The organism is Acinetobacter sp. NIOH-H-8, from assembly GCF_046635365.1.
In the GTDB taxonomy this organism is placed as follows: domain Bacteria; phylum Pseudomonadota; class Gammaproteobacteria; order Pseudomonadales; family Moraxellaceae; genus Acinetobacter.
This window is the reverse complement of record NZ_JBHDVN010000014.1, coordinates 35,031-57,824: the sequence shown is the minus strand read 5'-3', so window position 1 is coordinate 57,824 and position 22,794 is coordinate 35,031. Positions and strand designations below refer to the sequence as shown.

The window sequence follows — 22,794 nt, the reverse complement described above, 5'->3', positions numbered from 1 at the left end:
GCCTTCCTTTCTTAAAGGGAGGCCGGGAGGGATTAAATTAGTGCTTTAACAGCAAATTTGGGTCCATAGTCTGAACCATCTGCAAACGCTGATCTGCATAGATATCTGTATACGGCGCCAGAATTCTCATGAAACGGTCGAAATACAGCATTTGCTTGAACAATAAAGCAAAGTCACGTGGGAAACGAATGCCATGACGTTCACCGACTGCTACCATATCCATCATGATATCGTTGAGATCTGCAGGGCTTGAAGTTAATAGATCCTGAGGATCAGCTAACATCACACCACTAAATAAACGTTCAAGATCAGCCGCAAGCACTTTGGTATCAATCTCAACTGCAGTCATACCCATTTTCAGCATATTCTCTGCCATCAGGGTATAATTGGTATGCTGCAAGGCATCCATAAAGGCCATACACGCTGTCCAGACTTCTGGTTTAAGCTGGCCGACAATACCAAAATCAATAAAGCCCACACGACCATCTTCAAGCAGCATCAGATTACCCGCGTGTAAATCAGCATGGAAACTGTTACACATCATCAGGCTGCCAAACCAGGTGTTCATTGCAGTGATGAGAACCTGTGACGGGTCTTTAGCGACCTTTTTCACCACTTCAAAATCAGTCAGTGGCACGCCATATAAACGTTGCATGGTCAGCACACGACGTGTTGAATATTGATGATAAACCTTAGGAGCAGTTGCTGCTTTATTATTGGTGATATTCAGATAATTGACGAAATCATCCAGATTTTGTGCTTCTTCAATAAAATCAACTTCACGCACCATCCGGGTTTTGATTTCTTCGACAATATCTGCCAATGACGCAAATTTCACTTTCGGTACTGCTTTTTCCAACAGTTTGGTCGCCCAATGCAATACATTTAAGTCGGTATATAGAATTGTTTCCACACCCGGCTTTTGTACTTTAATGACCACATCTTCACCAGAAACCAGCTTGGCTGCATGTACCTGTGCGATGGAGGCAGAAGCCAGTGGTGCTTCCTCAATTGAGGCAAAGATTTCATCCAGATTGCGACCAGAAAACTCTGATGCCAGTACTTCCTGGATATAGCTGAATGGCAACGTCGGTGTTTGATCCAGACAGCCCTGAAACTCTTCCACATATTCACGCGGAAACAGCGATGGCGTACTGGCAATAAACTGACCGAGTTTGATATAGGTTGAGCCTAAAGACTCAAACGTTTCACGCATGAGTTTGGCATTACTTGGCTTTTCAGTAGCATATTTAATGCCGGCCTTCGCCGCAACTACTGCGGTTTCACCCATACGGGCAACCGAACGTATTCCATCTAACCAGATATTTTTTTTCATAATGTCTTAGGAAAAATTAATTACATGCAGTGTAGCAAAAAAATTAAATTTTGCAGGCCTATCTTGCCTGACAGACCGGGCAATCTGTATCTTTTTCGAAACTTAAAATGCGCTGTTTGAAACTCAGACCATCCCAGACTAGAAGTTTCTGTCTAAGTGGCATTTTACCCAAGCCTAAATAAAGCAATGCATGATGAGCTTGCAAACTCGCCATCACATTTGGCGTAGTCGCCAAGACGCCTGAGTCTGCACAACGCAAACTGGTATCAGCCTGATGTTCAGGTGGAAACAGGCAGGCATAGCAAGCTGAATCCCCTTCCATCATGAACAGTTGCCCTTGCAAACCAATCGCAGAAGCACTGATTAAAGGCACATTCAGTTTTACACAGCTTTGATTGATCAGATAACGTGTCTCGAACTGATCACATCCATCCAGCACCAGATCTTGATGTTCAATGATACTTTCTGCATTTTCAGTTGTTAAAGCCTGATTAATATATTCAACCTGAACATTCGGATTAATCTGAGCCAGCCTTTTCGCGAGTATTTCTGCCTTATAAAAGCCTAAATCATTTGGCGTAAATGCCAGTTGTCGTTGTAGATTACTCATCTCAATGGTATCAGGATCAATCAGAGTAATTTTGCCTACACCCGCTCGTGCCAGAAGTTCTGCCAAGGCACAACCAATCCCGCCACACCCCACGATACAGATATTAGAAAATTTCAGCTTTTCCTGTGCTTCAATATCCCAACCATCCAGAAGAATCTGGCGACTATATAAGTGCAATTCAGCATCGGTGAGTTCAAACTCGGGGGATATGGCATCCATAGTCGATATAGACAACGTCGTTCCTTGTTTCGAAGATTTTTAAGAAGCATGTGCCACAAAAAGTGCATTTACCGAAATTTCAATATGCGGATAAATCTCGAGCAAATTAACTTCTCTGCGCATAAACAGCAAATCAATAAATGTCTTGGCAATACTAGCGCCAAATAGCATATCAGTTAAATGCTCCGTATCAAGCTGATAGTGTCTTGATAAATATGTAATGGTCATATTATTAATGTAGTTAACTGATTTATATGCCACTTAATTTATTTACGTATTACATCTTCCTGCGAACCTCGTTCTTCTATTTTTTTATCACCCTGTAACTGTCTTCCGCTTGTTTAGCACTTCTGTAGCTGCTGCCTGCAATTCAGTAGGAAAATGTATCAGTTCAGTGAGACCCTCTGTATCCATTATCAAATATGATTAAGCTGCTTAAGGAATAGCAATTATCCTCGCTTTCAATAAATAGTATGGAGCATATAGATGAACGAACAAAATCAGCATAATAATCGTGAAAAATTATGGGAACTAATCAAAGATGTGCGTTACACCATGATCAGCCATGTAACCGAAAGTCAGGAAATTCATTCTCAGCCGATGACCATGCTCAATTCTGAGCAAATGAATGAAGATCAGAATTTGTATTTCATAATGCGTGACACCAATGATCTGGTGAAAGCTGCCACTACTGGTCGCACTCAGATTGGCCTGTCTTTCGCTAAACCTTCTGATGGTATTTATGTATCAATCAGCGCAAATGCACAGATCAGTACTGATCGTATTTTGATTGAAAAATTATGGAATCCATGGGCAGAAAACTGGTTTGAAGGTAAAGATGATCCTAGCGTACGTATACTGATTGCTGAAGCTGAAAGTGCAGAATACTGGAATGTCACCGATAATAAAGTAACTCAGCTATTTAAGGCACTAAAAGGTGGCGTAACTGGCGAAGCTGGGGAACCGGATGCTGAGCACAAAAAAGTTGATCTATAAGTAAATAAGACTTCCACCTTCAATTTAGCCTCTTAATAAGAGGCTAAATTTTTGATTTATTTTATTTAAAAGATGAATAGTATTACATTGTAATGACAATTATTTTCTCTGATTAATTCGAACATAAACAAATTAATCGTATAAAAAAGGCCGCAATTGCGACCTTTTCAATATATTTAAATGAATATATTAACTGACCTGTTTAATGCCTTGAATCTTGGCAATTTCCTGTTGTTTAAGCAGATTACGCTGAATTTTACCGCTAGAAGTTTTAGGTAAATCACTCACAAACTCAATCTCTTTCGGATAGGCATGTTTAGATAAACGGGAACGCACATAGTTTTGCAATTTCAGCATCAGTTCTTCACTAGCGGCATATTGTGATTTAAGCACTACAAAGGCTTTCACAATTTCGGTACGTTCCGGATCTGGCTTTCCAACCACAGCGGACTCGAGCACCTCTTCACACTCCAGCAAGGTACTCTCTACATCAAAAGGTCCAACTCGATAACCCGAAGTCGTAATGACATCATCCGCACGACCAATGAAATCTATTCCACCATGTTCATTCAGTTTTACGGTATCTCCTGTTAAATAGTACTGTCCCACAAAGGCTTTCCGATTATTACCGCCATAGCCTTCAAACCACATCAAAGGTGAGGCTGAGTAGTCCATGGCCAAAGTACCAATACCACCTTTTTCGACTTCCTGATGCTCTTCATTTAAAACTGCAAAACGATGTCCTGGAATGGCAAAGCCAGCAGAACCGATTTTCTTGTGATGCTCCAGCGCATGATGATTGGCAATCACCATCCCAAGTTCAGTCTGTCCATACTGATCGTAGATATTCACGTCCATTTCATGATTAAACCACTGAATGACTTCAGGCGTTAATGGCTCACCTGCACTACTGACCACACGTAAACACGAGCTAATCTCAGCATCAAATTTCTCCTTAAAGCCAAAGAACATCCGGAATGCAGTTGGAGAACCAGTCAGGTTATTTACCCGATATTTTTTAATGACTTCAACAGCATTGTCTACGCTAAAGGCACGTTCATCCATAATGATGCTATGCCCCAAACTTAATGGACCTGCAATTCCATAATACAGACCATAAGCCCAACCCGGATCTGCCAGATTCCAGAAAGTATCTTCGTCGCGTAAATCTACGGCGTGCAGCATATAGCCTTTAAATGCCAGTAAAGCTTTAAGTGGTACAGGCACTGATTTTGCAAGTCCCGTTGTACCCGAAGTAAACATCATCAGGAAAATGTCACTAAAACGACCCTGAACCGGTTCAAACTCAGTTGGATATTTCTTGAGTTCTGTCCAGAAATCTGCATCCTGACTGGTACTTTCAGGCGTTTGATGGACGGTTAAAATATGTGGAATATCCAGATCATTCAGTTTCGCACGCTGTTCCTGATTGGTAATAATGAGTCGGGTATGTGCGGTATTAATACGATGCTCGATTGCCTTGCTTTCAAAAGCGGTAAATAAAGGCTGATAAATCGCACCAATACGCCAGGTGGCTAGAATGGTAATTAATAATTCTGGGGTTCGTGGGAGCAGTCCGGCAATACAGTCTCCTGCTTGTAAACCCAGTGAGGTCATATAATGAGCCAATTGTCCTGAAGCCTCAGCCAATTGTTCAAAAGTCCAATATTGGGTCTTGCCATTTTTACCTTCCCAGATTAACGCGATCCGGTTTTGTCCCAGAAAACGTCCACAGCATTCTGTATAGGCATTGAGTGAATCTGGCGTTCCTGCCAGATGTTGTTGAACCATAGTGTCAAAATCAAATTCACGATACGCTTGTTCTAGTGTCTTCATCACGACAACCTCTATTCCGTTTATAAACAGACTTTATGTCTGTGTCCGTTGTATTTGTTGTTCTGTCTACCGTCTGCGAATTCCATTGCAATGCCGGTTTTATATAACATGCCCTATTGCTAGGACATGTTAGGTGTCACTCTACTGAGTCACTTTTCGCTTTATCAATAATTGACCATGTTTTATAGACCATCACAATTTCCATCTCCCTCAAATGAGCTGCAGGATTTGAACAGTCGGCTATTTCATGACTTTTAAACTTTGCTCACTTCCCGAGCAATGACCAGACGCTGAATATCTGATGCACCTTCATAAATCTGGCTCACTCTGACATCACGGTAAATACGTTCAACCGGGAAATCTGAGACATAGCCATAACCGCCATGAATCTGAATCGCATCCGAGCAGACTCGCTCTGCTATAGTCGAAGCAAACAGTTTAGCCATGGACGCTTCTTTTAAGCATGGTAATCCTGCATCTTTAAGCGTTGCTGCATGTAAGACGAGTTGTCTTGCTGCCTCAATCTGGGTGGCCATATCTGCGAGACGGAATGCTACTGCCTGATGCTGCACCAGCTCTACACCAAAAGATTTACGTTCATTGGCATATTCAACAGCAGCATCCAGTGCAGCTCGTGCCATACCTACAGATTGTGCTGCGATCCCGATCCGGCCAGATTCCAGATTAGACAAGGCAATCTTGTAGCCTTCACCTTCTTTTCCGAGCAGGTTCTCAGCCGGAATCCGGCATTGATCAAAAATAATGGTCGCGGTATCGGAACAATGCTGCCCCATTTTTTCTTCCAGATTCGAGACGATATATCCTGGACTATCGGTAGGTACCAAGAAACATGAGATTCCTTTCTTGCCCGCAGATTTATCTGTCACTGCAAATACCAGTGCAATCTGGGCATGCTTACCGGTAGTAATAAACTGCTTGGTGCCATTTAATACCCATTCATCGCCATCACGTTCTGCCTTACATTCTAGTGCGCTGGCATCGGAACCAGCTTGAGGTTCCGTCAGGCAGAAACACCCCAACCATTCACCAGTTGCCAGTTTGGTCAGGTATTTCTGCTTTTGTTTCTCGGTACCATAACGCTGGGTAATCCCGCAAGGTAATGAATTCTGCACACTGACAATGGTCGATATGGCTCCATCTCCAGCAGCGATTTCCTCAAGGGCCAGTACCAGCGACACATAGTCCAGACCTGCTCCACCCCATTGTTCAGACACGGTCATACCGAGTGCACCGAGTGCACCGAGTTCTTTCAATTCTTGTGCTGGAAATTGAGCCGTTTTATCCCTTAAACCAGCGGTGGGTTTCAGTTTTTGCTGCGAATAGTTTCGCATCATCTCCTGAATCATTTTCTGTTCGTCATTTAAAAGCACTGCGTATATCCCTTACTTATCTTTTAATTTTCCATATAGAGTGAATAAACCTATCTACTCTGACTTTTGTATTTTGCTTCGTTGGCTCGAACTTATTTTGGAGCCATACGGATGGCGCCATCCAGACGAATCACTTCACCGTTCAGATAGCTATTTTCGAAGATATGACCTACTAACTGGGCAAACTCCTGAGGTTTGGCCAGACGTGGTGGAAATGGAACCATCTGCCCCAGAGCATCCTGTACATTTTGCGGCATGCCTTTCAGCATTGGGGTTTCCATAATGCCGGGTGCAATGGTCATGACACGAATCGCTTCACGTGCCAGCTCACGCGCGAGTGGCAGCGTCATCGCAACGACTGCACCTTTAGACGCAGAATAAGCTGTCTGACCAATCTGACCATCAAAGGCTGCAACTGAAGCCGTATTCACGATTACACCGCGCTCCTCTTCATCGGTTTGCAGCTCATACTTCGCGATTAAAGCCGCTGCAAAACGAAGCATATTGAATGTGCCACTTACATTGATATTCAACACTTTCTGGAACATCGCCAGTTCATGGATTCCATTGCGGCCCAGTACCTTGGCAGAAGGTGCAATACCAGCACAGTTCACCAAGCCATTGAGTTGGCCATACTGATTTTCAACATGATTAAAGAAAGCTTCAACCGCCTGCTCATCCGTTACATCCAATTGTACAAATTCAGCCTGCTCACCCAGTTGCTGTTGTAAGGCATTGCCCTGCTCCTGGTTCATATCCACCAGAATCACTTTTGCATCCTGTTCCACCAGATGAGTCGCTGTGGCTGCACCCAGACCTGATGCACCACCAGTTACCACAATCACTTTTCCCTGAATTTTCATGTTAATGTCCTGTTCCTATTTTTATGACAAGCTACGACTTAATAGGCAGAGTAAACAGAGATTTTATTCTGTACAATTTCCAAATGTTGCATCTTCACTGATGGATTTGGACAATAAAGAAGGGATATCTGACTGGCTATGCATTTACCAGCCTTGGAATATAGTAAGGGAACCATTTCGATTGATCTGGTTCATGAAGCACTGCTGAATGCCAAAGCACAGCATTATGATATTGCTGCGATTCTAACTAAGGCTGCCATTCCCTTAGAGATTCTGCACTCTGCTAAAGCACGGGTGTCAGTAGCGCAATATGCCGCGCTATGGACTGCACTTGCAGACAGCATGAATGACGAATTTTTTGGCATGGACAGCCATCCAATGCGCCGTGGCAGTTTCAAACTCTTGTCAAAAATGCTGTTACAGACCGATACGCTGGAAAAAGCTCTGCAGCAAATCCTGCAATTTTTTAATCTGATTCTGGATGATCTGCACAGCACACTGATGGTCGAAGAAAACTTTGCCTATATCGTGATCTATGACCAGAACCAGACCAAGCGCATGTTTAGTTATGCAACCTATCTAATGCTGATTCATACCCTGCTATGCTGGTTAAGCGGACAGCGGGTTTTACTTAATCAGATTCAACTGAAATGTGCCGCACCACTCGATGATTTTGATTATAAAGTCCGTTTTTGTGAGCAGATTGAATATCAGGCCAGTGAAAACTATATCCAGTTTGATGCAGCCTATTTGCAGCTCCCAGTAAAACAGGATCAAACCTCCTGGTATCAGTTTATTCAACAGACTCCGCATAACCTACTAGTTCGCTTTAAAAATCCTTATGCGCTAAGTGCACAGATCCGCAAACAGCTTTTAAAAGTACCTCCGGCTGAATGGCTTGAACTGAATGAGCTTGCTTTGAAAATGAATATGTCTGAAGCCACCATGCAACGGCGTCTTAAAAATGAAGGTGTGACTTATCAACAGCTCAAAAATGAAATTCGTCGTGATACAGCCATTGAACTATTAACCCGTACGGATCAAAGTTTGCAGGACATCAGTGATCAGCTTAACTTCCAGGAAGTCAGTGCTTTTCATCGTGCCTTTAAAAAATGGACAGGGGTTAGTCCAGGTGCCTATAGACAAAATATTACTAGATAATTTATATTTAATAAGACTTAAAAACGATTAAAATTTAGCATATAAATTTAAATTTATATTTTCTCAACAGTTATATTTTTCAAGGCTTACAGCCCAAAAATAGAGGACTGAACGGTCATCCATAATGCTTTGCATTCCCTATTAATATAGTTTATTTTTCAATCAATTTTTAGTGCTTCACTTTTGGCTGTACTCCCTTTCCCTCTTTCCTTGTTGAAGGTATTTTCCATGTTAAAGATGACTGATGTTCTTGGACAAAATCTTGTTCAAAACTTCGCCCAGGCTTTAGTTTCTTCGACCGATCTTAATGCAGAGCAATTGAATCAAGGCATCTTGAATGCGTCTGATTCTGCCCTCAAAGATGCTATTGTGCACTTCTTTAACCAGATTGATGCCACTGAAGCTGCGAAATCGCTTGAAATTCCGGCTGAGCGCATCGTTGCATTACAACAAGGTATTGCACTGAAAGATGAACAATATCTTGCTGATACAACCAAAGTCGTGGCCCTTTGCCTGGCAATGGAAACTGGTAGTCTAGATCAAGTCGAAGTTTATGACTGTCTGCAAGACTACCCAATGTAAGCTATCCAGATTGATAAAATAGTGACTCAAAAAGCGATGCTAATGCATCGCTTTTTTTATGGCACTCGTTATTTATAAAATCTCCTACTGCAAAGATGAGTAATTAGAAAAACAGCTTATCAATTTACGCCATACCATTTTTAAAATTTTATCTAAGCAAAACCTTTCTATTCTTTATTTAATAAATTTAAATAAAAACAAATACCTATATTTAAATATATTAATTATTTCATTTTTTGATTTGATTATCTTTTTTTCTTTTTTGTGTGCTTATCAATTTACCGGTATGAATGTCAAAAATTTAATTCAAGATTGAGATATTCATGAAAAAAACATTAAGAACTTCGAGTCTGACTTTACTCGGCCTATCTATTTCTCTCTTTACCGGCTTGGCTAACGCAGCAATTCCATCTGAATTAAAATTGGACTATGCCTATTATGCACCAACCAGTCTGGTGGTCAAAGAACAGAAACTGCTAGAAAAAGCTTTACCAAAAACCAAGATTAAATGGGTATTTAGCCAAGGCAGTAACCGTTCACTCGAATATCTAAATAGCGGTAGCACAGATTTTGCTTCTACTGCAGGTTTAGCAGCAGTGCTTAGCCGCGCCAATGGTAGCCCGATTAAAACAGTTTATATCCAGAGCCAGCCTGAATGGACAGCACTGGTCGTCAATAAAGATTCGAATATCAAATCACTGAAAGATTTGAAAGGTAAAAAGATTGCTGCCACTAAAGGTACAGATCCTTTTTTATTTACCTTACAAGCCTTAGATACGATTGGTTTGGGCAAACGCGATGTAGAGCTCGTTCATTTACAGCATCCGGATGGTAAGACTGCGTTGGAGCGTAAACAGGTCGATGCCTGGGCAGGCCTTGATCCTTTAATGGCATCTGCGCAGGCGCAGTCAGGTGCCAAATTGCTATATCGCAATGTCAGCTTTAACTCTTATAGCGTACTGAGCGTAAAAGACCAGTTTGCCAAATCCAGTCCGGAAGCGATTGAAGCGGTGATTAAAGCTTATGAACAGGCACGTAAATGGGCGAAAGCCAATCCCGACAAATTGGCTGAATTGCTAGCACGTGAAGCCAAGCTCCCGATTGAAGTCGCTAAGCTTCAACTCAGCCGTACCAATCTGGATCAAAATATTCCAACCACCAAACATACCGGGGCATTACAAAAAGCCGGTCGTATCCTGACTGAAGAAGAACTGGTTCGTAAAGGAACCAATGTTAATCAGGTCGTGACTCAATTATTTGATGCCCGTTATGCAAAAAAGGTTGTAACTAAGTAATGGCTATACCGAAAAGCATCTCGGAACAGTTAAGCGTGGAAGAACAGCCAAAATCCGCTGTGCTACCACGCAGCATTTCGCTGATCAAAGCCCTCACCCTGCCTGTTATTTTTATCGTACTGGTTGAAATACTGGTCCGTAATGGCGTGATCGAACCTTATCTGTTGCCTGCACCGAGTAGCCTATTTCAGTCCTTTACTGAACTGGCTGAGGGCGATTTATGGCAACACATTTGGACCAGTAGCTGGCGGGTGTTTCTTGGCTTTGGAATTGGTAGTGGATTAGGACTGATCTTTGCAATCCTAGTGGGGTTAAACAGACATACAGAAGATTTTCTGGAACCAACGTTTTCTGCAATTAAATCTATTCCAAGTCTAGCCTGGATTCCTCTACTCCTGCTTTGGTTAGGGATTGATGAATCTTCTAAAATCACCTTGATTGCGATTGGTGCCTTCTTCCCGACCTATACCAATACTGTGGCTGCGATTCAGGGGGTGGATCGTAAGCTGATTGAAGTCGCAAAAGTCTATCGCCTGAAATACTGGCAACAGGTTCAGCAGATTGTATTGCCCGCTGCCTCACCGGGAATATTGACTGGCTTAAGGAATAGCCTGAGTTTGTCCTGGATGTTTATGATTGCGGCTGAATTGATTGCAACCACTCAAGGGATTGGCTATTTGCTTAGTGATGGCCGTGAGACTTCACGTCCCGATATTGTGATTATTGCCATTATCCTGTTGGCAGTCCTAGGCAAAATTACGGACAGTCTTATGAAGCTGTTTGAAACCCGCTTACTGCGCTGGCGAGATGTGATTAGAAATTCATAATTTATTTAATAAAAGAATTAGAAAAGCGACCTATCCAGGTCGCTTTTTTATTAAATCAAGCTTTAAAAATTAATGCGGCCACTGACCTAAAGTTACTCGATCATTTCCGCCATAGTCTTTCACTGTACGGACCTGTTTATAACCAGCTTGAGTAAACAGATGACGAACCGCATCGCCCTGATCATAGCCGTGCTCAAGCACAACCCAGCCATTTACGGTCAGATGTTTTTTGGCTTGCTGAATAATCATCTCAATATCAGCCAAGCCATTTTTGTCTGAAACCAGCGCACGTTCCGGCTCAGTCGCCAGATCTGGCATATGCTCATCGTGTGCATCAATATACGGTGGATTAGATACAATCGCATCAAAGAACTGCCGACCAAATGGTTTTAGCCAGGAACCAAGCACAAACTGCACCTGATCCAAATCATGCTGTTCCGCATTGTATTTGGCAACTTTCAGTGTGGGTTCATAAATATCCGAAGCGGTCACAGACCAGTTCGGGCGTTCAGACGCCAGTGACAAGGCAATGGCACCGGTACCAGTCCCCAAGTCAACAATTCGCGCATCTTCCGGCAAGTCTAATTTCAGGACTGTTTCGACCAGCACTTCGGTATCCGGGCGTGGCACTAAAGTATCTTTGGTGACTTTAAGATCCAGTGTCCAGAATGGTTGTGAGCCTGTGATATAGGCCAATGGCTCACCGGCAGCAATCCTCGCCAGACCTTCGACATAGGCCTGTTCCTGTTCAGGTGTTAACTGCTGGTCTTTTTTCATTACCAGATCAAAAGCATCGATCTTGGTAATGTGTTCCAACAGCCAGGCATTTTCCTGACGTTCATAACTTTCAGGTTCACCACGTAAAGCCAGTGCTTCTTGAATGTTCATTAGCCACCATTCTGCTGTGCAAGCATGGCCAACTGATCAGCCTGATATTCACGATGCAGACTGTCTAATAGCTCAGTCAGATCACCTTCCATCACAGCATCCAGCTTATATAAAGTCAGGTTAATACGGTGATCGGTCATACGACCTTGTGGATAGTTATAGGTACGAATACGTTCTGAACGATCACCTGAACCCACCAGGTCACGGCGCATTTCAGAAGTCGCTGCATCTGCTGCGGCACGTTTGGCATTTTCCAGACGTGAAACCAACAAAGCCATCGCTTTGGCTTTGTTTTTATGCTGTGAACGTTCATCCTGACATTCCACCACTGTACCGGTTGGAATGTGAGTAATACGCACCGCAGAGTCAGTTTTGTTAATATGCTGACCACCGGCACCTGATGCGCGGTAAGTGTCGATACGCAAGTCAGCCGGATTAATATCGACTGAAGTATCCACATCCACTTCTGGAAGAATTGCTACCGTACACGCTGAAGTATGTACACGACCTTGAGATTCTGTTGCAGGCACACGTTGTACACGATGCGCACCACTTTCAAATTTCAGGCGACCATAAACGCCTTCACCATTCACCAGGCAGATGACTTCTTTATAGCCACCGTGCTCACCTTCATTTTCAGACAGGATTTCAATACGCCAGCCTTGAGATTCCGCATACTTGCTATACATACGGAACAAATCACCCGAGAAGATCGCCGCTTCATCACCGCCGGTTCCGGCACGGATTTCCAAATAAGCAGAGTTGGCATCATTTGGATCTTTTGGAATCATCAGGATATTCAAATCAGCTTCAAGCTGTTCGATCAGGGCTTTATTTTCCTTAATCTCTTCCTGCGCCATTTCTTTAAAGTCAGGATCAGACAGCATGGCTTGCGCAGTTTCAATATCTTCTTCAGCCTGTTTGTACTTGGTCCAAACGCTGGTAATCTCGGTTAAATCATTATGCTCACGTGATAACTGGCGAAAACGCTTGTTGTCCGAAATCACTTCAACATCTGCCAATAACGCAGTCAGTTCTTCATGACGGTCAGAGAGTTGGTCTAATCGTAAACGTAACGATTCTTTCATTTTCTAAAAAATCTCAAACATAAGGCTGTGACTAAACAGTGATTTAGCACAGCGAAATCAAAAAATTGCGCCTAGTTTAACGATTCTCTGGGTTAATGAACATCATTATTCAGTAAGTCAGTGCTTAGATGCAGCGATGTCACCGCTATTTGTTAACAAATATAAATAAAATCTTCAGTTTTGGATTTTTTCTGCTCAATTCGATCCTTATTTATTTCTCATTTTACAAATTGGCAAATAAACACATTAAATATGGAGGTAGATCTTCACATTCTTTTGGGCATGATTTGTTACATTTTCTGCGTCGAAACACACTAACATATGAAAGTCCTATCAGGGACACGGAGTTACAACATGAAACTCAATGCAATTTTACTGAGCGCTGCAATGGCTGCAGGCTCAATGATGACAGTGAGTGCGCATGCAGACAGTACTGCACGTGTGGCAGCAGCAAGTGCTCTAGGTAGCGTTGCTGGTACTGCACTGGGCAAAAACATGGGGGGCAACACTGGCGCAACAATTGGTGCCGCGTTAGGTGGTGCAGGTGGTGCTGCTGTTGCAAGTAACAAGAAAAACCGTACCTCATCTGCAATTGGTGGTGCTTTAGGTGGTGGTGCTGGTTATACCGTAGGTAAAAACATGGGCGGTTCTAATGGCGGCTATATCGGTTCAGCACTCGGTGCTGCGGGTGGTGCAGCCTTAGGTAATAAAATTTCTAAAGATAAAGCAGCCGATCGTGCCAAAGCGAATCGTGCTAAACACTGGAAAAAACGTCACCGTTAATTTCTTGCCCTTAGGCTCTTTAAATTCGACGCTACATTTAACATTAAAAGCACCTGTTTGGGTGCTTTTTTTATTATATGTTCAACACATCCAAATTCATGTAATACATAAAATTATCAGAACTAGATCATGAATAAATTAAGGAGATAAAAATCACAATTCGCCAACACTGCCTCCATGCTATTTGACGGTTGCTAGATTAAATTTATCTCATCAACAAATACAGCTAGATATATAAAAGGTGTACTCATGAATTACAAATCTCTAATGATCGCTGTCGTAGCAACCTCAGCCATGGGTATGACAGCCGCCAATGCCGGAAATACAACGAATACGGCTTTAGCTTCTGCTTTGGGTGGTGTCGTTGGTGCCGCAGTGGGCAATAAAATGGGTGGTACAACTGGTGCAACAATCGGTTCTGCGATTGGCGGTGGTGCTGGTGCCGCAGTAGCAGCGAATAAACGTGACCGTAATGGTGCGATTATCGGCGGTGCTTTAGGTGGTGGTGCTGGTTATGCCGTAGGTAAAAACATGGCGGGTTCTAGTGGCGGCTTAATTGGTGCTGCATTAGGTTCTGCTGGTGGTTCTGCCCTTGGTAAAAAAGTCAGCGAAGACCGTCGTTATGATGACCGTTATGACCGTCGCTATAGTTCAAAAAACTATCGTACTAGCAACTACCGTTATAACCACCGTCGCTAAGATTTCCTCTAATCACTTTTCCTCCTTGAATAAGCATCTTCGGATGCTTATTTTTTTGCCTGTTATTTTGGTTTACATATATATCGATTTTTTTCGATATACAAATACAATGCAAAGTCGTATGCTCTTAGTCATGTTTATTCAAGAGTAATATTATGCGTACGCTTACCGATACCCAGTTCTCTATTCTCGAACTGGTTCCAGTTCGTGACGATAAGACCATTCAATTCTCCCTGCAACATGCGTTGGAACTGGCCCAGACCGCAGAACGTCTAGGTTATAGCCGGATGTGGCTGGCCGAGCATCATAATATGGATGGTATTGCCAGCTCAGCGACTGCCGTTCTCTTAGGCTATTTACTGGCAAATACCAATAGCATCAAACTTGGCTCTGGCGGCATTATGTTGCCAAACCATGCACCCTTGGTAGTAGCAGAACAGTTCGGTACATTAGCGACTTTATATCCAGATCGTATTGAGCTGGGTCTAGGCCGTGCTCCGGGTACCGATCAAATGACCATGCGTGCTTTACGTCGTGGCCGTCAGGAAACTGAAGATCAGTTCCCGCAGGATGTTTTAGAAATTCTGCAATACTTTAAAGATCCGATTCCAGGCCAACGCATTGTGGCAACTCCAGGCCAAAGCACACACGTACCTGTGTGGTTATTAGGTTCGAGCCTGTTTAGCGCACAACTGGCAGCAAAACTTGGTCTACCCTATTCTTTTGCATCTCACTTTGCTCCGCGTATGCTTGGTCAAGCGATTCAATTGTATCGGGACAATTTCGAACCGTCTGAATATCTGGATCGTCCTTATGTTTCTATGGGCGTACCGACTTGTGTCGCAGATACAGATGAAGAAGCTGAATATCTGGCAACAAGTGCTTACCAGCGTGTCCTTGCCCTGATTCGCGGTCAAAGCCTGAAATTGAAAGCGCCGATTGATTCTATGGAAGGACTCTGGTCACCACCTGAAAAAATGTCTGTCGACAATTTCTTTGCCATGGCGCAAGTGGGTTCCAAAGAAACTGTTAAAGCCGGTTTGGAAGCACTCATAGCAAAATATGATGTAGATGAGTTTATCTTCACCTGTGACATCTATGACACAGAGAAACGTCTGCATAATTTTGAATTGCTGATGCAGATCAAAAACGGGCAATAATGCTGTCTTGCTTTGCCTAATTTATTCTGATCTATATACCCACTCTTAGGAATGGGTATATTTTTTAAAACTTTGTTTGAAAATTTTAAGTCTCCAAATAGATAAATCCATGTCTAAGATGGATCTCCTGCGCTTTAATACATCTATGTCTCATTAAAAATACAATAGAAAAAAGAATGACTGTCTAAGTTAAATTTTGAACTTTACCGCTCTAGGGCTTTTGTTAATATCTATAACAAAGCAAATAAGACCAATTATTAAATAATTTCAAGGAAAAACAATGTCTACCAAGCAGGATGCACACACGGGTATATTTGAGAATCGTCCCGAAAATTTCCAGCATTTTACTGGCATTAAAATGCCCTCTTCCCAGCTCGCTGAACTTGACTGTGCTGGAAAAGATATTGCGATTATTGGTACGGATCAATTTACCGTAAGTCAGCTCAACAAGATTAGCCAGCAAGCTCGCTCAGTAAAAGTTTTTCAGATTAATCCGCAATTTGTATTGCCAGGGACTGAACGGGGTTTGCACCGATTATTAAATCACCCATTGATCATTAAAAATCGACACCTATTTAATAACCGGATTAAAAGTATTTTGTCATTACGTTATCTGGAAAATCAGGTACAGAATTTATGGCTCAGACGCCAGCTCATGCCAAATCTTGCAGCCGCATCCAAAGTTTATCTTAAATCAGATCACTATTATGCTGCTCTGCAACGTGAAAATTGCCAGCTGATTACCTGGCCTATTGCAAAAATTTCCGAAAATAGTATTCATTGTATTAATGGAGATGAATATCAGGTTGAGCTAATTGTGCATACTTTTCAATCAGCAAGTTAATCTGTTTTTAGCACATAAGATTAAAAATTCGGAGTGTATTTGGAAAAATTTAGCTCTGCAAAATTGAATTTTTGATTTCATTGAATAGCAAAAAAGTTTAAAAAACAATCACTACATTTTTTATTAAAATATTGAATATTTCAACAACTTATAATATTCATATTTTATTTCTATGAAAGCAGTATTTTTATTAATTTTTATCTATAAATCAGAGCCAAACCTCCGTCTGGCTCTGAATTCTTTTTAGCCAATTCGACGTTTTAGTCCTGTCATCTGTAAGACACGCGTTGAGATTTCTTCAATCGACATTTCCGAAACATTCAGGTACTTGATCCCTTCCGAAATATAGATGCCTTCAATTGCACGCAGTTCCATCTGACACTGGCTAAAGCTGGCATAACGGCTGTTGGCCTTACGTTCTGTACGAATTGCAACCAGACGTTCTGCATCAATCATCAAGCCAAAAAGCTTGTTTTTATGCGGTCTTAGCACTGCTGGCAGGCGGTTATCGTCCAGATCTTCTTCAGTTAGCGGATAGTTCGCTACACGAATTCCAAATTGCAGAGACAAATAAATTGAGGTTGGAGTCTTACCGGAACGCGATACGCCAATCAGGATCAGATCAGCCTTATCATAGTGACGCGTACGCGCACCATCATCATTGTCGAGCGCAAAATGTACGGCATCAATACGTGCCTTATAAGACTCAGAATCGGTCACCGCATGGGTCTGACCGACTAAAGTCGTAGGTTCAGTACCAAGCTCTTCTGATAATTTACTGATAAGCCCTTCAAAAACATCAAGATTTACTGCATTTGCAGTATTAATGATGTCACGCACATAGGGATCCACCAACGTATCGAAAACCAAAGGTTTTTGACCGTCTTTTTGGGCACGTTCATTGATCTCTGTGACCACATTCATGGCCGCTTCTTCAGAGCTAATATAAGGGATAATATGAATGTCAAAATCCACATGCGGAAACTGCGCTAACAGTGAGTGGCCAAGGGTTTCAGCAGTAATGGCAGTACCATCGGAAATAAAAAACACACTCCGCTGAATTTGTTTACCTTCTGACATTAAAATTCTCCTCAAACATTTGTCTTAGTACTATATAATCTTTATAGTAAACCGATCTTACATGACTGTCGCTTAGTAAAATCAAAAACCTAGAAGATTTGCTATACTCTCATGCCAAGATAGTGATTAATACTGCAAAAGTGGAGTAACAACTTTGGAAGCGCGCGTAATTGGTCTAGAAAAATTAGGGAAGCACGATGTTGAGCTTGTAGGTGGGAAAAACTCATCTCTGGGCGAAATGATCAGCCACTTATCTAATGCTGGTGTATCAGTACCAGGTGGCTTCGCAACAACAGCTGCTGCTTATCGTGAATTTCTCGAGCAAAGTGGCCTAAACGCTAAAATCAATGCAGAGCTTGCTGCACTTAACGTTGATGATGTCAATGCACTTGCTGAAACTGGTGCAAAGATTCGTCAATGGATTGTGGAAACTCCACTTACTGCTGAACTGGAAAAGGAAATTCGTGCAGCTTTTGTAGAACTTTCAAACGGCAACCCTGACATCGCGGTTGCCGTTCGTTCATCTGCGACTGCAGAAGACTTACCTGATGCTTCTTTCGCAGGTCAGCAAGAAACCTTCCTGAACATTCGTGGTATCGATAACGTTCTGATCGCGATCAAAGAAGTGTTTGCATCTTTGTACAACGACCGCGCGATTTCTTACCGTGTTCACCAAAACTTTGCGCATGACGTGGTTGCCCTTTCTGCTGGCGTACAACGTATGGTTCGCTCAGAAACTGGTGCTGCTGGTGTAATGTTCACTCTAGATACTGAATCAGGCTTCCGTGATGCAGTATTCATTACAGCTTCTTATGGCTTGGGTGAAATGGTAGTTCAGGGTGCAGTAAACCCGGATGAATTCTATATTTCAAAACCGCTGCTAAACGCAGGCAAACACGCTGTACTGCGCCGTAACTTAGGTTCTAAACACCAGAAAATGATTTATGGTGAAGAAGCCGCTGCGGGTAAATCAGTTGTTGTAGTTGATGTAGAAAAAGCAGATCGTCAACAATTTGCATTGAACGATCATGAACTGCAAGAATTGGCTAAGCAAGCACTGATCATTGAAAACCACTACGGTTCTCCAATGGACATCGAGTGGGCGAAAGACGGTGATGACGGCAAAATCTACATCGTTCAGGCGCGTCCTGAAACTGTGAAGAGCCGTGAAAATGTCGGCACGATGGAACGCTACCTGTTAAAACAACGTGGTACTGTAATCTGTGAAGGCCGTTCAATCGGTCAACGTATCGGTTCTGGTAAAGTCCGCATCGTAACTTCAATTAAAGAAATGGACAAAGTACAAGACGGTGATGTACTTGTATCTGATATGACTGACCCGGATTGGGAACCAGTAATGAAACGTGCTGCTGCGATTGTAACTAACCGTGGTGGTCGTACTTGTCACGCTGCAATCATTGCACGTGAGCTTGGTGTTCCAGCTATCGTAGGTTGTGGTAATGCAACCGAAGTCCTGGTTGACGGTCAGGAAGTAACTGTATCTTGTGCTGAAGGTGATACTGGTTTCATCTACGAAGGTGCATTGGATTTCGAAATCCAAACCAACTCTATCGAATCTATGCCAAAACTTCCGTTCAAAATCATGATGAACGTAGGTAACCCGGATCGTGCATTTGACTTCGCGCAAATTCCGAACGAAGGTATTGGTCTTGCTCGTCTAGAGTTCATCATCAACCGTATGATCGGTGTGCATCCTAAAGCCCTATTGAACATCGATAGTCTGCCACGTGAAACTCGTGCTGCTGTACTTGCCCGTACTGCAGGTTATGCATCTCCAATCGAATTCTATGTAGAAAAACTGGTTGAAGGTATCTCTACTCTTGCTGCTGCGTTCGCTAACAAACCAGTGATCGTACGTATGTCTGACTTCAAGTCAAACGAATACGCTAACCTGATCGGCGGTAAACTGTACGAACCTGAAGAAGAAAACCCAATGTTGGGCTTCCGTGGTGCAAGCCGTTATGTATCTGACAACTTCCGTGACTGCTTCGAACTTGAATGCCGTGCACTGAAAAAAGTTCGTGACGAAATGGGCCTGACTAATGTTCAAATCATGATCCCGTTCGTACGTACTGTTGCTGAAGCTAAACGTGTTATTGAGCTATTAGGTCAAAACGGTCTGAAACGTGGTGAAAATGGTCTTAAAGTGATCATGATGTGTGAATTGCCAACTAACGCTTTGTTAGCTGAACAGTTCCTTGAACACTTCGATGGTTTCTCTATCGGTTCAAACGACTTGACTCAATTAACACTTGGTCTGGACCGTGACTCTGGTATTGTTTCTCACTTGTTTGATGAACGTGATCCAGCAGTAAAAGCGCTTCTTTCTATGGCCATCCATGCTTGCCGTAAAGCAGGCAAATATGTAGGTATCTGTGGCCAAGGTCCTTCTGACCACCCAGATCTTGCACAATGGCTGATGGAACAAGGTATTGAATCTGTATCTCTTAACCCAGACTCAGTATTGGATACCTGGTTCTTCCTGTCTGAAGAGAAAGCTCAAAAGGCTTAATTCACTCTATAAGAAAAGACCCTTTCATAGGGTCTTTTCTTATGTTCTCAATATTACCTAGATACTGTCTTAATCACATTTATAGTTAAGCGGTTAATCATATGTTTTTTGATTTAGCTGAAATCAAATTATTTATATAAGCATAAGCTTCTTAGTGTAATGACAAACAAATACCAACAAACACCATGATAAAAAATTGCATAATTAAATTTAAGTGAATTTTCACATCTTGATAGCAAAATCATCAATCCTTGCTACACTGTCTCAATTATGGAGGAATTTGGTGATGAACATTCTTGAAAATCCTAAACTTATCCATATATTACACTTATATTCTTTTATTTGTTTTCAGCCTGAAAATACTTAAACTCCTAGTTCAATTTTTGTCTAAATTTATATTTTTGAGATTCAGTTTATATGCAGATTTACTTGGCACGAAATAATCAACAAGCTGGCCCATATACGCTCGAGCAATTAAATCAGATGCTTGCCAACCAACAAGTACTTCTGACTGATTTGGCTTGGCATCAAGGTATGACCGAATGGAAAGCTTTAGGTGAACTCACCCAAGGGAAACTGATCTATCAGCCTGAAGGCTATGTAGCACCAGAAACGCCAGCGACACCAGTCTATCAGGCTCCACAGAACACAAATGAGTCAAGTACAGACCATCTTCGTGCCCGCAGTTCTCAAAATGTTGCAGCAAAAAAAGAACTGGCGAGTATTCCAAGCCGTATTTTAGCCAAGATTGTGGATCTGCTTTTATGGCTGCCTGCGACGTTTATTTTGACCGCATTTTTTACTCCTGAACAGGAAACCCAGTTTGCACAACTGAACCAGGAGTTTATGAATGTGATGTTAAGTAGTGACGCTGACCCTGCTCTGGCACAGCAACTACAAACTCAGATGTTTGACATGTTTTCACAGCAGGCCTGGATTGCGACTGCAATTTACCTGGTGATCATGCTCGCTATCCAGGCTTTTCTGATTGCCAAATCGGGTCAAAGTTTCGGTAAAAAACTGACTAAAATTAAGATCGTAGATGCCGAGACTGGTGAAAAAACCAGCTTGATGCGCGCCTTCACTATTCGCAGTGTATTCTTTATTTTCCTGAATATTATCTTCATGCCACTCAGCACAATCATTGACTGGGCGTTCGGTTTAGGGCAAAAACGTCAAACTGTGCACGATAAACTGGCAAAAACCCAAGTCGTTAAACAATAATTAGTTCTGCCATAAAATGGGATGTTTTGGCATCCCATTTTCCTACATAACTTTGAAATTACAATAAAATTCCTATAAATACTCTTGAAACCCGACCGACAAAATCGGTTTTTATTACAGTCATTTAAAGCACCTTTATATATAGCTTAGTTTGGCAATATCAGGCATAATGCCCTACAACGTAGCGGTGTATTATGATTAGAAGGGTGTTTTGTAAAAAAACGGCCTCTTTTATCATGCGACACTTTAATCGCTATCCCATATTAAATTAGGGAATGGGACTCTTCACCGAGGTTGTAAAATGAGACAAACGATTTTAGCTGTATTGTCTTTATCAACGATGGCTGCACTTTTAACAGGGTGTGGTGGTGATCTAGTACTTCTGAACTCTAAGGGTCCAGTTGCTGAAGGCCAAAGTAGCCTGATGATGACTGCGATTTACTTAATGCTATTGGTGGTAATTCCATCAATTATCATGGCATTATGGTTCGGTTGGAAATATCGCGCATCGAATAAAGACGCAGACTATAAACCTACATGGGCACACTCTACTGCGATTGAAATTGTAGTTTGGGGTATCCCTGTCATTATTATTGGTATTTTAGCTTGGTTAACTTGGTGGGGTTCCCACAAGTACGACCCATACCGCCCACTTGAGGCAGATAAAGCACCATTAACAGTTCAGGTTATTGCTGAACAGTTCAAATGGATCTTCATCTACCCAGAACAAAACATTGCGACTGTAAACGAAATTCGCTTCCCAGAGAAAACTCCGGTAAGTCTTCGTTTGACTTCTAACTTCACGATGAACTCATTCTTCATCCCTGCGTTAAGTGGTCAGATCTATGCAATGGCGGGTATGCAAACTCACCTGAACTTAATGGCAGACGAAACTAGCCCAGCTGAAGGCTACCGCGGTTTCTCTTCTAACTATTCAGGCTATGGCTTCTCACAAATGCGCTTCCGTGCACATGCTGTGACTGATGCTCAGTTTGCTGAATGGGTAGCTGCAGTTAAAGCAGGTAACGGTACTTCAGTAAATCCAGAAGCAGTTCAAAAAACTGTTTTAGACCAAGCTGAATTTGCAAGCTTGCGTGACGGTAACCGTGGTAAACACCAAATCGAAGCGATTATTGCAAAAGCTACGACTCCTGAAGAGAAGGCTGCTGCTGAAGCAATGAAGCCTTACCCAACTAAGCCACATCCAGTGACTTACTACTCTTCTGTTGAGCAAGGTTTGTTTGAATCTGTGATCAATAACTACATGAGTAACTATCACGGTGCTGATCACTCAGCGTCTTCTGTTGCTCACCAGGAAGCAGCTGCTTCTGAAGCACATGTAGATGTTGAACATGCGACTGCTTCTCAAGGAGAATAAT

General features: G+C 42.3%; 21 protein-coding genes. 12 read left to right on the top strand and 9 right to left on the bottom strand.

Annotated features, from left to right (window positions below):
* Positions 1-37 precede the first annotated feature (37 nt).
* Genes ACEWB7_RS07945 through ACEWB7_RS07935 form a run of 3 tightly spaced genes read right to left on the bottom strand, consistent with a single transcriptional unit; the run spans position 38 to position 2,393 of the window.
* The gene (locus ACEWB7_RS07945; RefSeq protein ID WP_004783830.1) at positions 38-1,336 is read right to left on the bottom strand and encodes an ABC1 kinase family protein; all 1,299 of its coding nucleotides are present in this window, start codon (positions 1,334-1,336) and stop codon (positions 38-40) included.
* Positions 1,337-1,394: 58 nt separating this feature from the next.
* Positions 1,395-2,165, bottom strand: a complete 771-nt coding sequence (locus ACEWB7_RS07940; RefSeq protein WP_312309540.1) for a HesA/MoeB/ThiF family protein — start codon at positions 2,163-2,165, stop codon at positions 1,395-1,397.
* Between the two features lie 39 nt (positions 2,166-2,204).
* On the bottom strand, positions 2,205-2,393 hold the full coding sequence (locus ACEWB7_RS07935) for a hypothetical protein (RefSeq protein WP_411580565.1): 189 nt from the start codon (positions 2,391-2,393) through the stop codon (positions 2,205-2,207).
* 258 nt (positions 2,394-2,651) lie between these two features.
* On the opposite strand from ACEWB7_RS07935, the gene ACEWB7_RS07930 reads away from it, so the two are divergent.
* Positions 2,652-3,161, top strand: coding sequence for a pyridoxamine 5'-phosphate oxidase family protein (locus ACEWB7_RS07930; RefSeq protein WP_312309527.1), 510 nt, complete (start codon positions 2,652-2,654; stop codon positions 3,159-3,161).
* 189 nt (positions 3,162-3,350) lie between these two features.
* Here ACEWB7_RS07930 and ACEWB7_RS07925 read toward each other — a convergent pair whose 3' ends face one another.
* From ACEWB7_RS07925 to ACEWB7_RS07915, 3 genes are all read right to left on the bottom strand, one after another.
* Positions 3,351-4,997 carry an AMP-binding protein gene (locus tag ACEWB7_RS07925; protein ID WP_312309529.1) on the bottom strand — a complete coding sequence of 549 codons (1,647 nt, stop codon included), beginning with the start codon at positions 4,995-4,997 and terminating at the stop codon, positions 3,351-3,353.
* 254 nt (positions 4,998-5,251) lie between these two features.
* The gene (locus tag ACEWB7_RS07920; protein ID WP_179993313.1) at positions 5,252-6,388 is read right to left on the bottom strand and encodes an acyl-CoA dehydrogenase family protein; all 1,137 of its coding nucleotides are present in this window, start codon (positions 6,386-6,388) and stop codon (positions 5,252-5,254) included.
* A 92-nt stretch (positions 6,389-6,480) separates the two neighbouring features.
* Positions 6,481-7,251, bottom strand: a complete 771-nt coding sequence (locus ACEWB7_RS07915; protein ID WP_166134944.1) for a 3-hydroxyacyl-CoA dehydrogenase — start codon at positions 7,249-7,251, stop codon at positions 6,481-6,483.
* Positions 7,252-7,389: 138 nt separating this feature from the next.
* On the opposite strand from ACEWB7_RS07915, the gene ACEWB7_RS07910 reads away from it, so the two are divergent.
* The 4 genes from ACEWB7_RS07910 (at position 7,390) to ACEWB7_RS07895 (ending at position 11,116) form a co-directional block, all read left to right on the top strand.
* Positions 7,390-8,412 (top strand): AraC family transcriptional regulator, encoded by a 1,023-nt coding sequence (locus ACEWB7_RS07910; RefSeq protein WP_166134947.1) that lies wholly within the window; start codon positions 7,390-7,392, stop codon positions 8,410-8,412.
* A gap of 228 nt (positions 8,413-8,640) precedes the next feature.
* Positions 8,641-8,994, top strand: coding sequence for a hypothetical protein (locus ACEWB7_RS07905; RefSeq protein WP_312309534.1), 354 nt, complete (start codon positions 8,641-8,643; stop codon positions 8,992-8,994).
* A gap of 323 nt (positions 8,995-9,317) precedes the next feature.
* Positions 9,318-10,289, top strand: coding sequence for an aliphatic sulfonate ABC transporter substrate-binding protein (locus tag ACEWB7_RS07900; RefSeq protein ID WP_312309535.1), 972 nt, complete (start codon positions 9,318-9,320; stop codon positions 10,287-10,289).
* Entirely contained in the window at positions 10,289-11,116 is an 828-nt protein-coding gene (locus ACEWB7_RS07895) for an ABC transporter permease (RefSeq protein ID WP_312309537.1), read from the top strand. Before ACEWB7_RS07900 ends, ACEWB7_RS07895 begins: the two co-directional genes overlap by 1 nt.
* Positions 11,117-11,185: 69 nt before the next feature.
* Here the strand turns inward: ACEWB7_RS07895 and prmC are convergent, their stop codons facing one another.
* Complete coding sequence (prmC, locus tag ACEWB7_RS07890) at positions 11,186-12,004, bottom strand: peptide chain release factor N(5)-glutamine methyltransferase (RefSeq protein WP_004783853.1); 819 nt, start codon at positions 12,002-12,004, stop codon at positions 11,186-11,188.
* Positions 12,004-13,092, bottom strand: coding sequence for a peptide chain release factor 1 (gene prfA, locus ACEWB7_RS07885; protein WP_004783856.1), 1,089 nt, complete (start codon positions 13,090-13,092; stop codon positions 12,004-12,006). Before prfA ends, prmC begins: the two co-directional genes overlap by 1 nt.
* Before the next feature lie 354 nt (positions 13,093-13,446).
* Here prfA and ACEWB7_RS07880 point away from each other — a divergent pair, with 354 nt between their 5' ends.
* The 4 genes from ACEWB7_RS07880 (at position 13,447) to ACEWB7_RS07865 (ending at position 16,578) form a co-directional block, all read left to right on the top strand.
* A complete protein-coding gene (locus tag ACEWB7_RS07880) occupies positions 13,447-13,875 on the top strand; it encodes a glycine zipper domain-containing protein (RefSeq protein ID WP_034171622.1) in 429 nt (142 codons plus the stop codon).
* A gap of 249 nt (positions 13,876-14,124) precedes the next feature.
* Positions 14,125-14,574 (top strand): hypothetical protein, encoded by a 450-nt coding sequence (locus ACEWB7_RS07875; protein WP_312308809.1) that lies wholly within the window; start codon positions 14,125-14,127, stop codon positions 14,572-14,574.
* Positions 14,575-14,729: 155 nt separating this feature from the next.
* A complete protein-coding gene (locus ACEWB7_RS07870; protein WP_004783860.1) occupies positions 14,730-15,734 on the top strand; it encodes an LLM class flavin-dependent oxidoreductase in 1,005 nt (334 codons plus the stop codon).
* Between the two features lie 280 nt (positions 15,735-16,014).
* Positions 16,015-16,578 (top strand): flavoprotein, encoded by a 564-nt coding sequence (locus ACEWB7_RS07865; protein ID WP_312308804.1) that lies wholly within the window; start codon positions 16,015-16,017, stop codon positions 16,576-16,578.
* Positions 16,579-16,821: 243 nt separating this feature from the next.
* On the opposite strand, the gene ACEWB7_RS07860 is transcribed toward ACEWB7_RS07865, so the two are convergent.
* Positions 16,822-17,658, bottom strand: coding sequence for a pyruvate, water dikinase regulatory protein (locus tag ACEWB7_RS07860; RefSeq protein WP_004783863.1), 837 nt, complete (start codon positions 17,656-17,658; stop codon positions 16,822-16,824).
* A gap of 154 nt (positions 17,659-17,812) precedes the next feature.
* Here ACEWB7_RS07860 and ppsA point away from each other — a divergent pair, with 154 nt between their 5' ends.
* The 3 genes from ppsA (at position 17,813) to cyoA (ending at position 22,793) form a co-directional block, all read left to right on the top strand.
* Entirely contained in the window at positions 17,813-20,191 is a 2,379-nt protein-coding gene (gene ppsA, locus ACEWB7_RS07855) for a phosphoenolpyruvate synthase (RefSeq protein ID WP_312308800.1), read from the top strand.
* A 417-nt stretch (positions 20,192-20,608) separates the two neighbouring features.
* Entirely contained in the window at positions 20,609-21,415 is an 807-nt protein-coding gene (locus ACEWB7_RS07850) for an RDD family protein (RefSeq protein ID WP_312308798.1), read from the top strand.
* Positions 21,416-21,716: 301 nt separating this feature from the next.
* Positions 21,717-22,793, top strand: coding sequence for a ubiquinol oxidase subunit II (gene cyoA / locus ACEWB7_RS07845; RefSeq protein WP_005236020.1), 1,077 nt, complete (start codon positions 21,717-21,719; stop codon positions 22,791-22,793).
* Position 22,794: the final 1 nt, after the last annotated feature.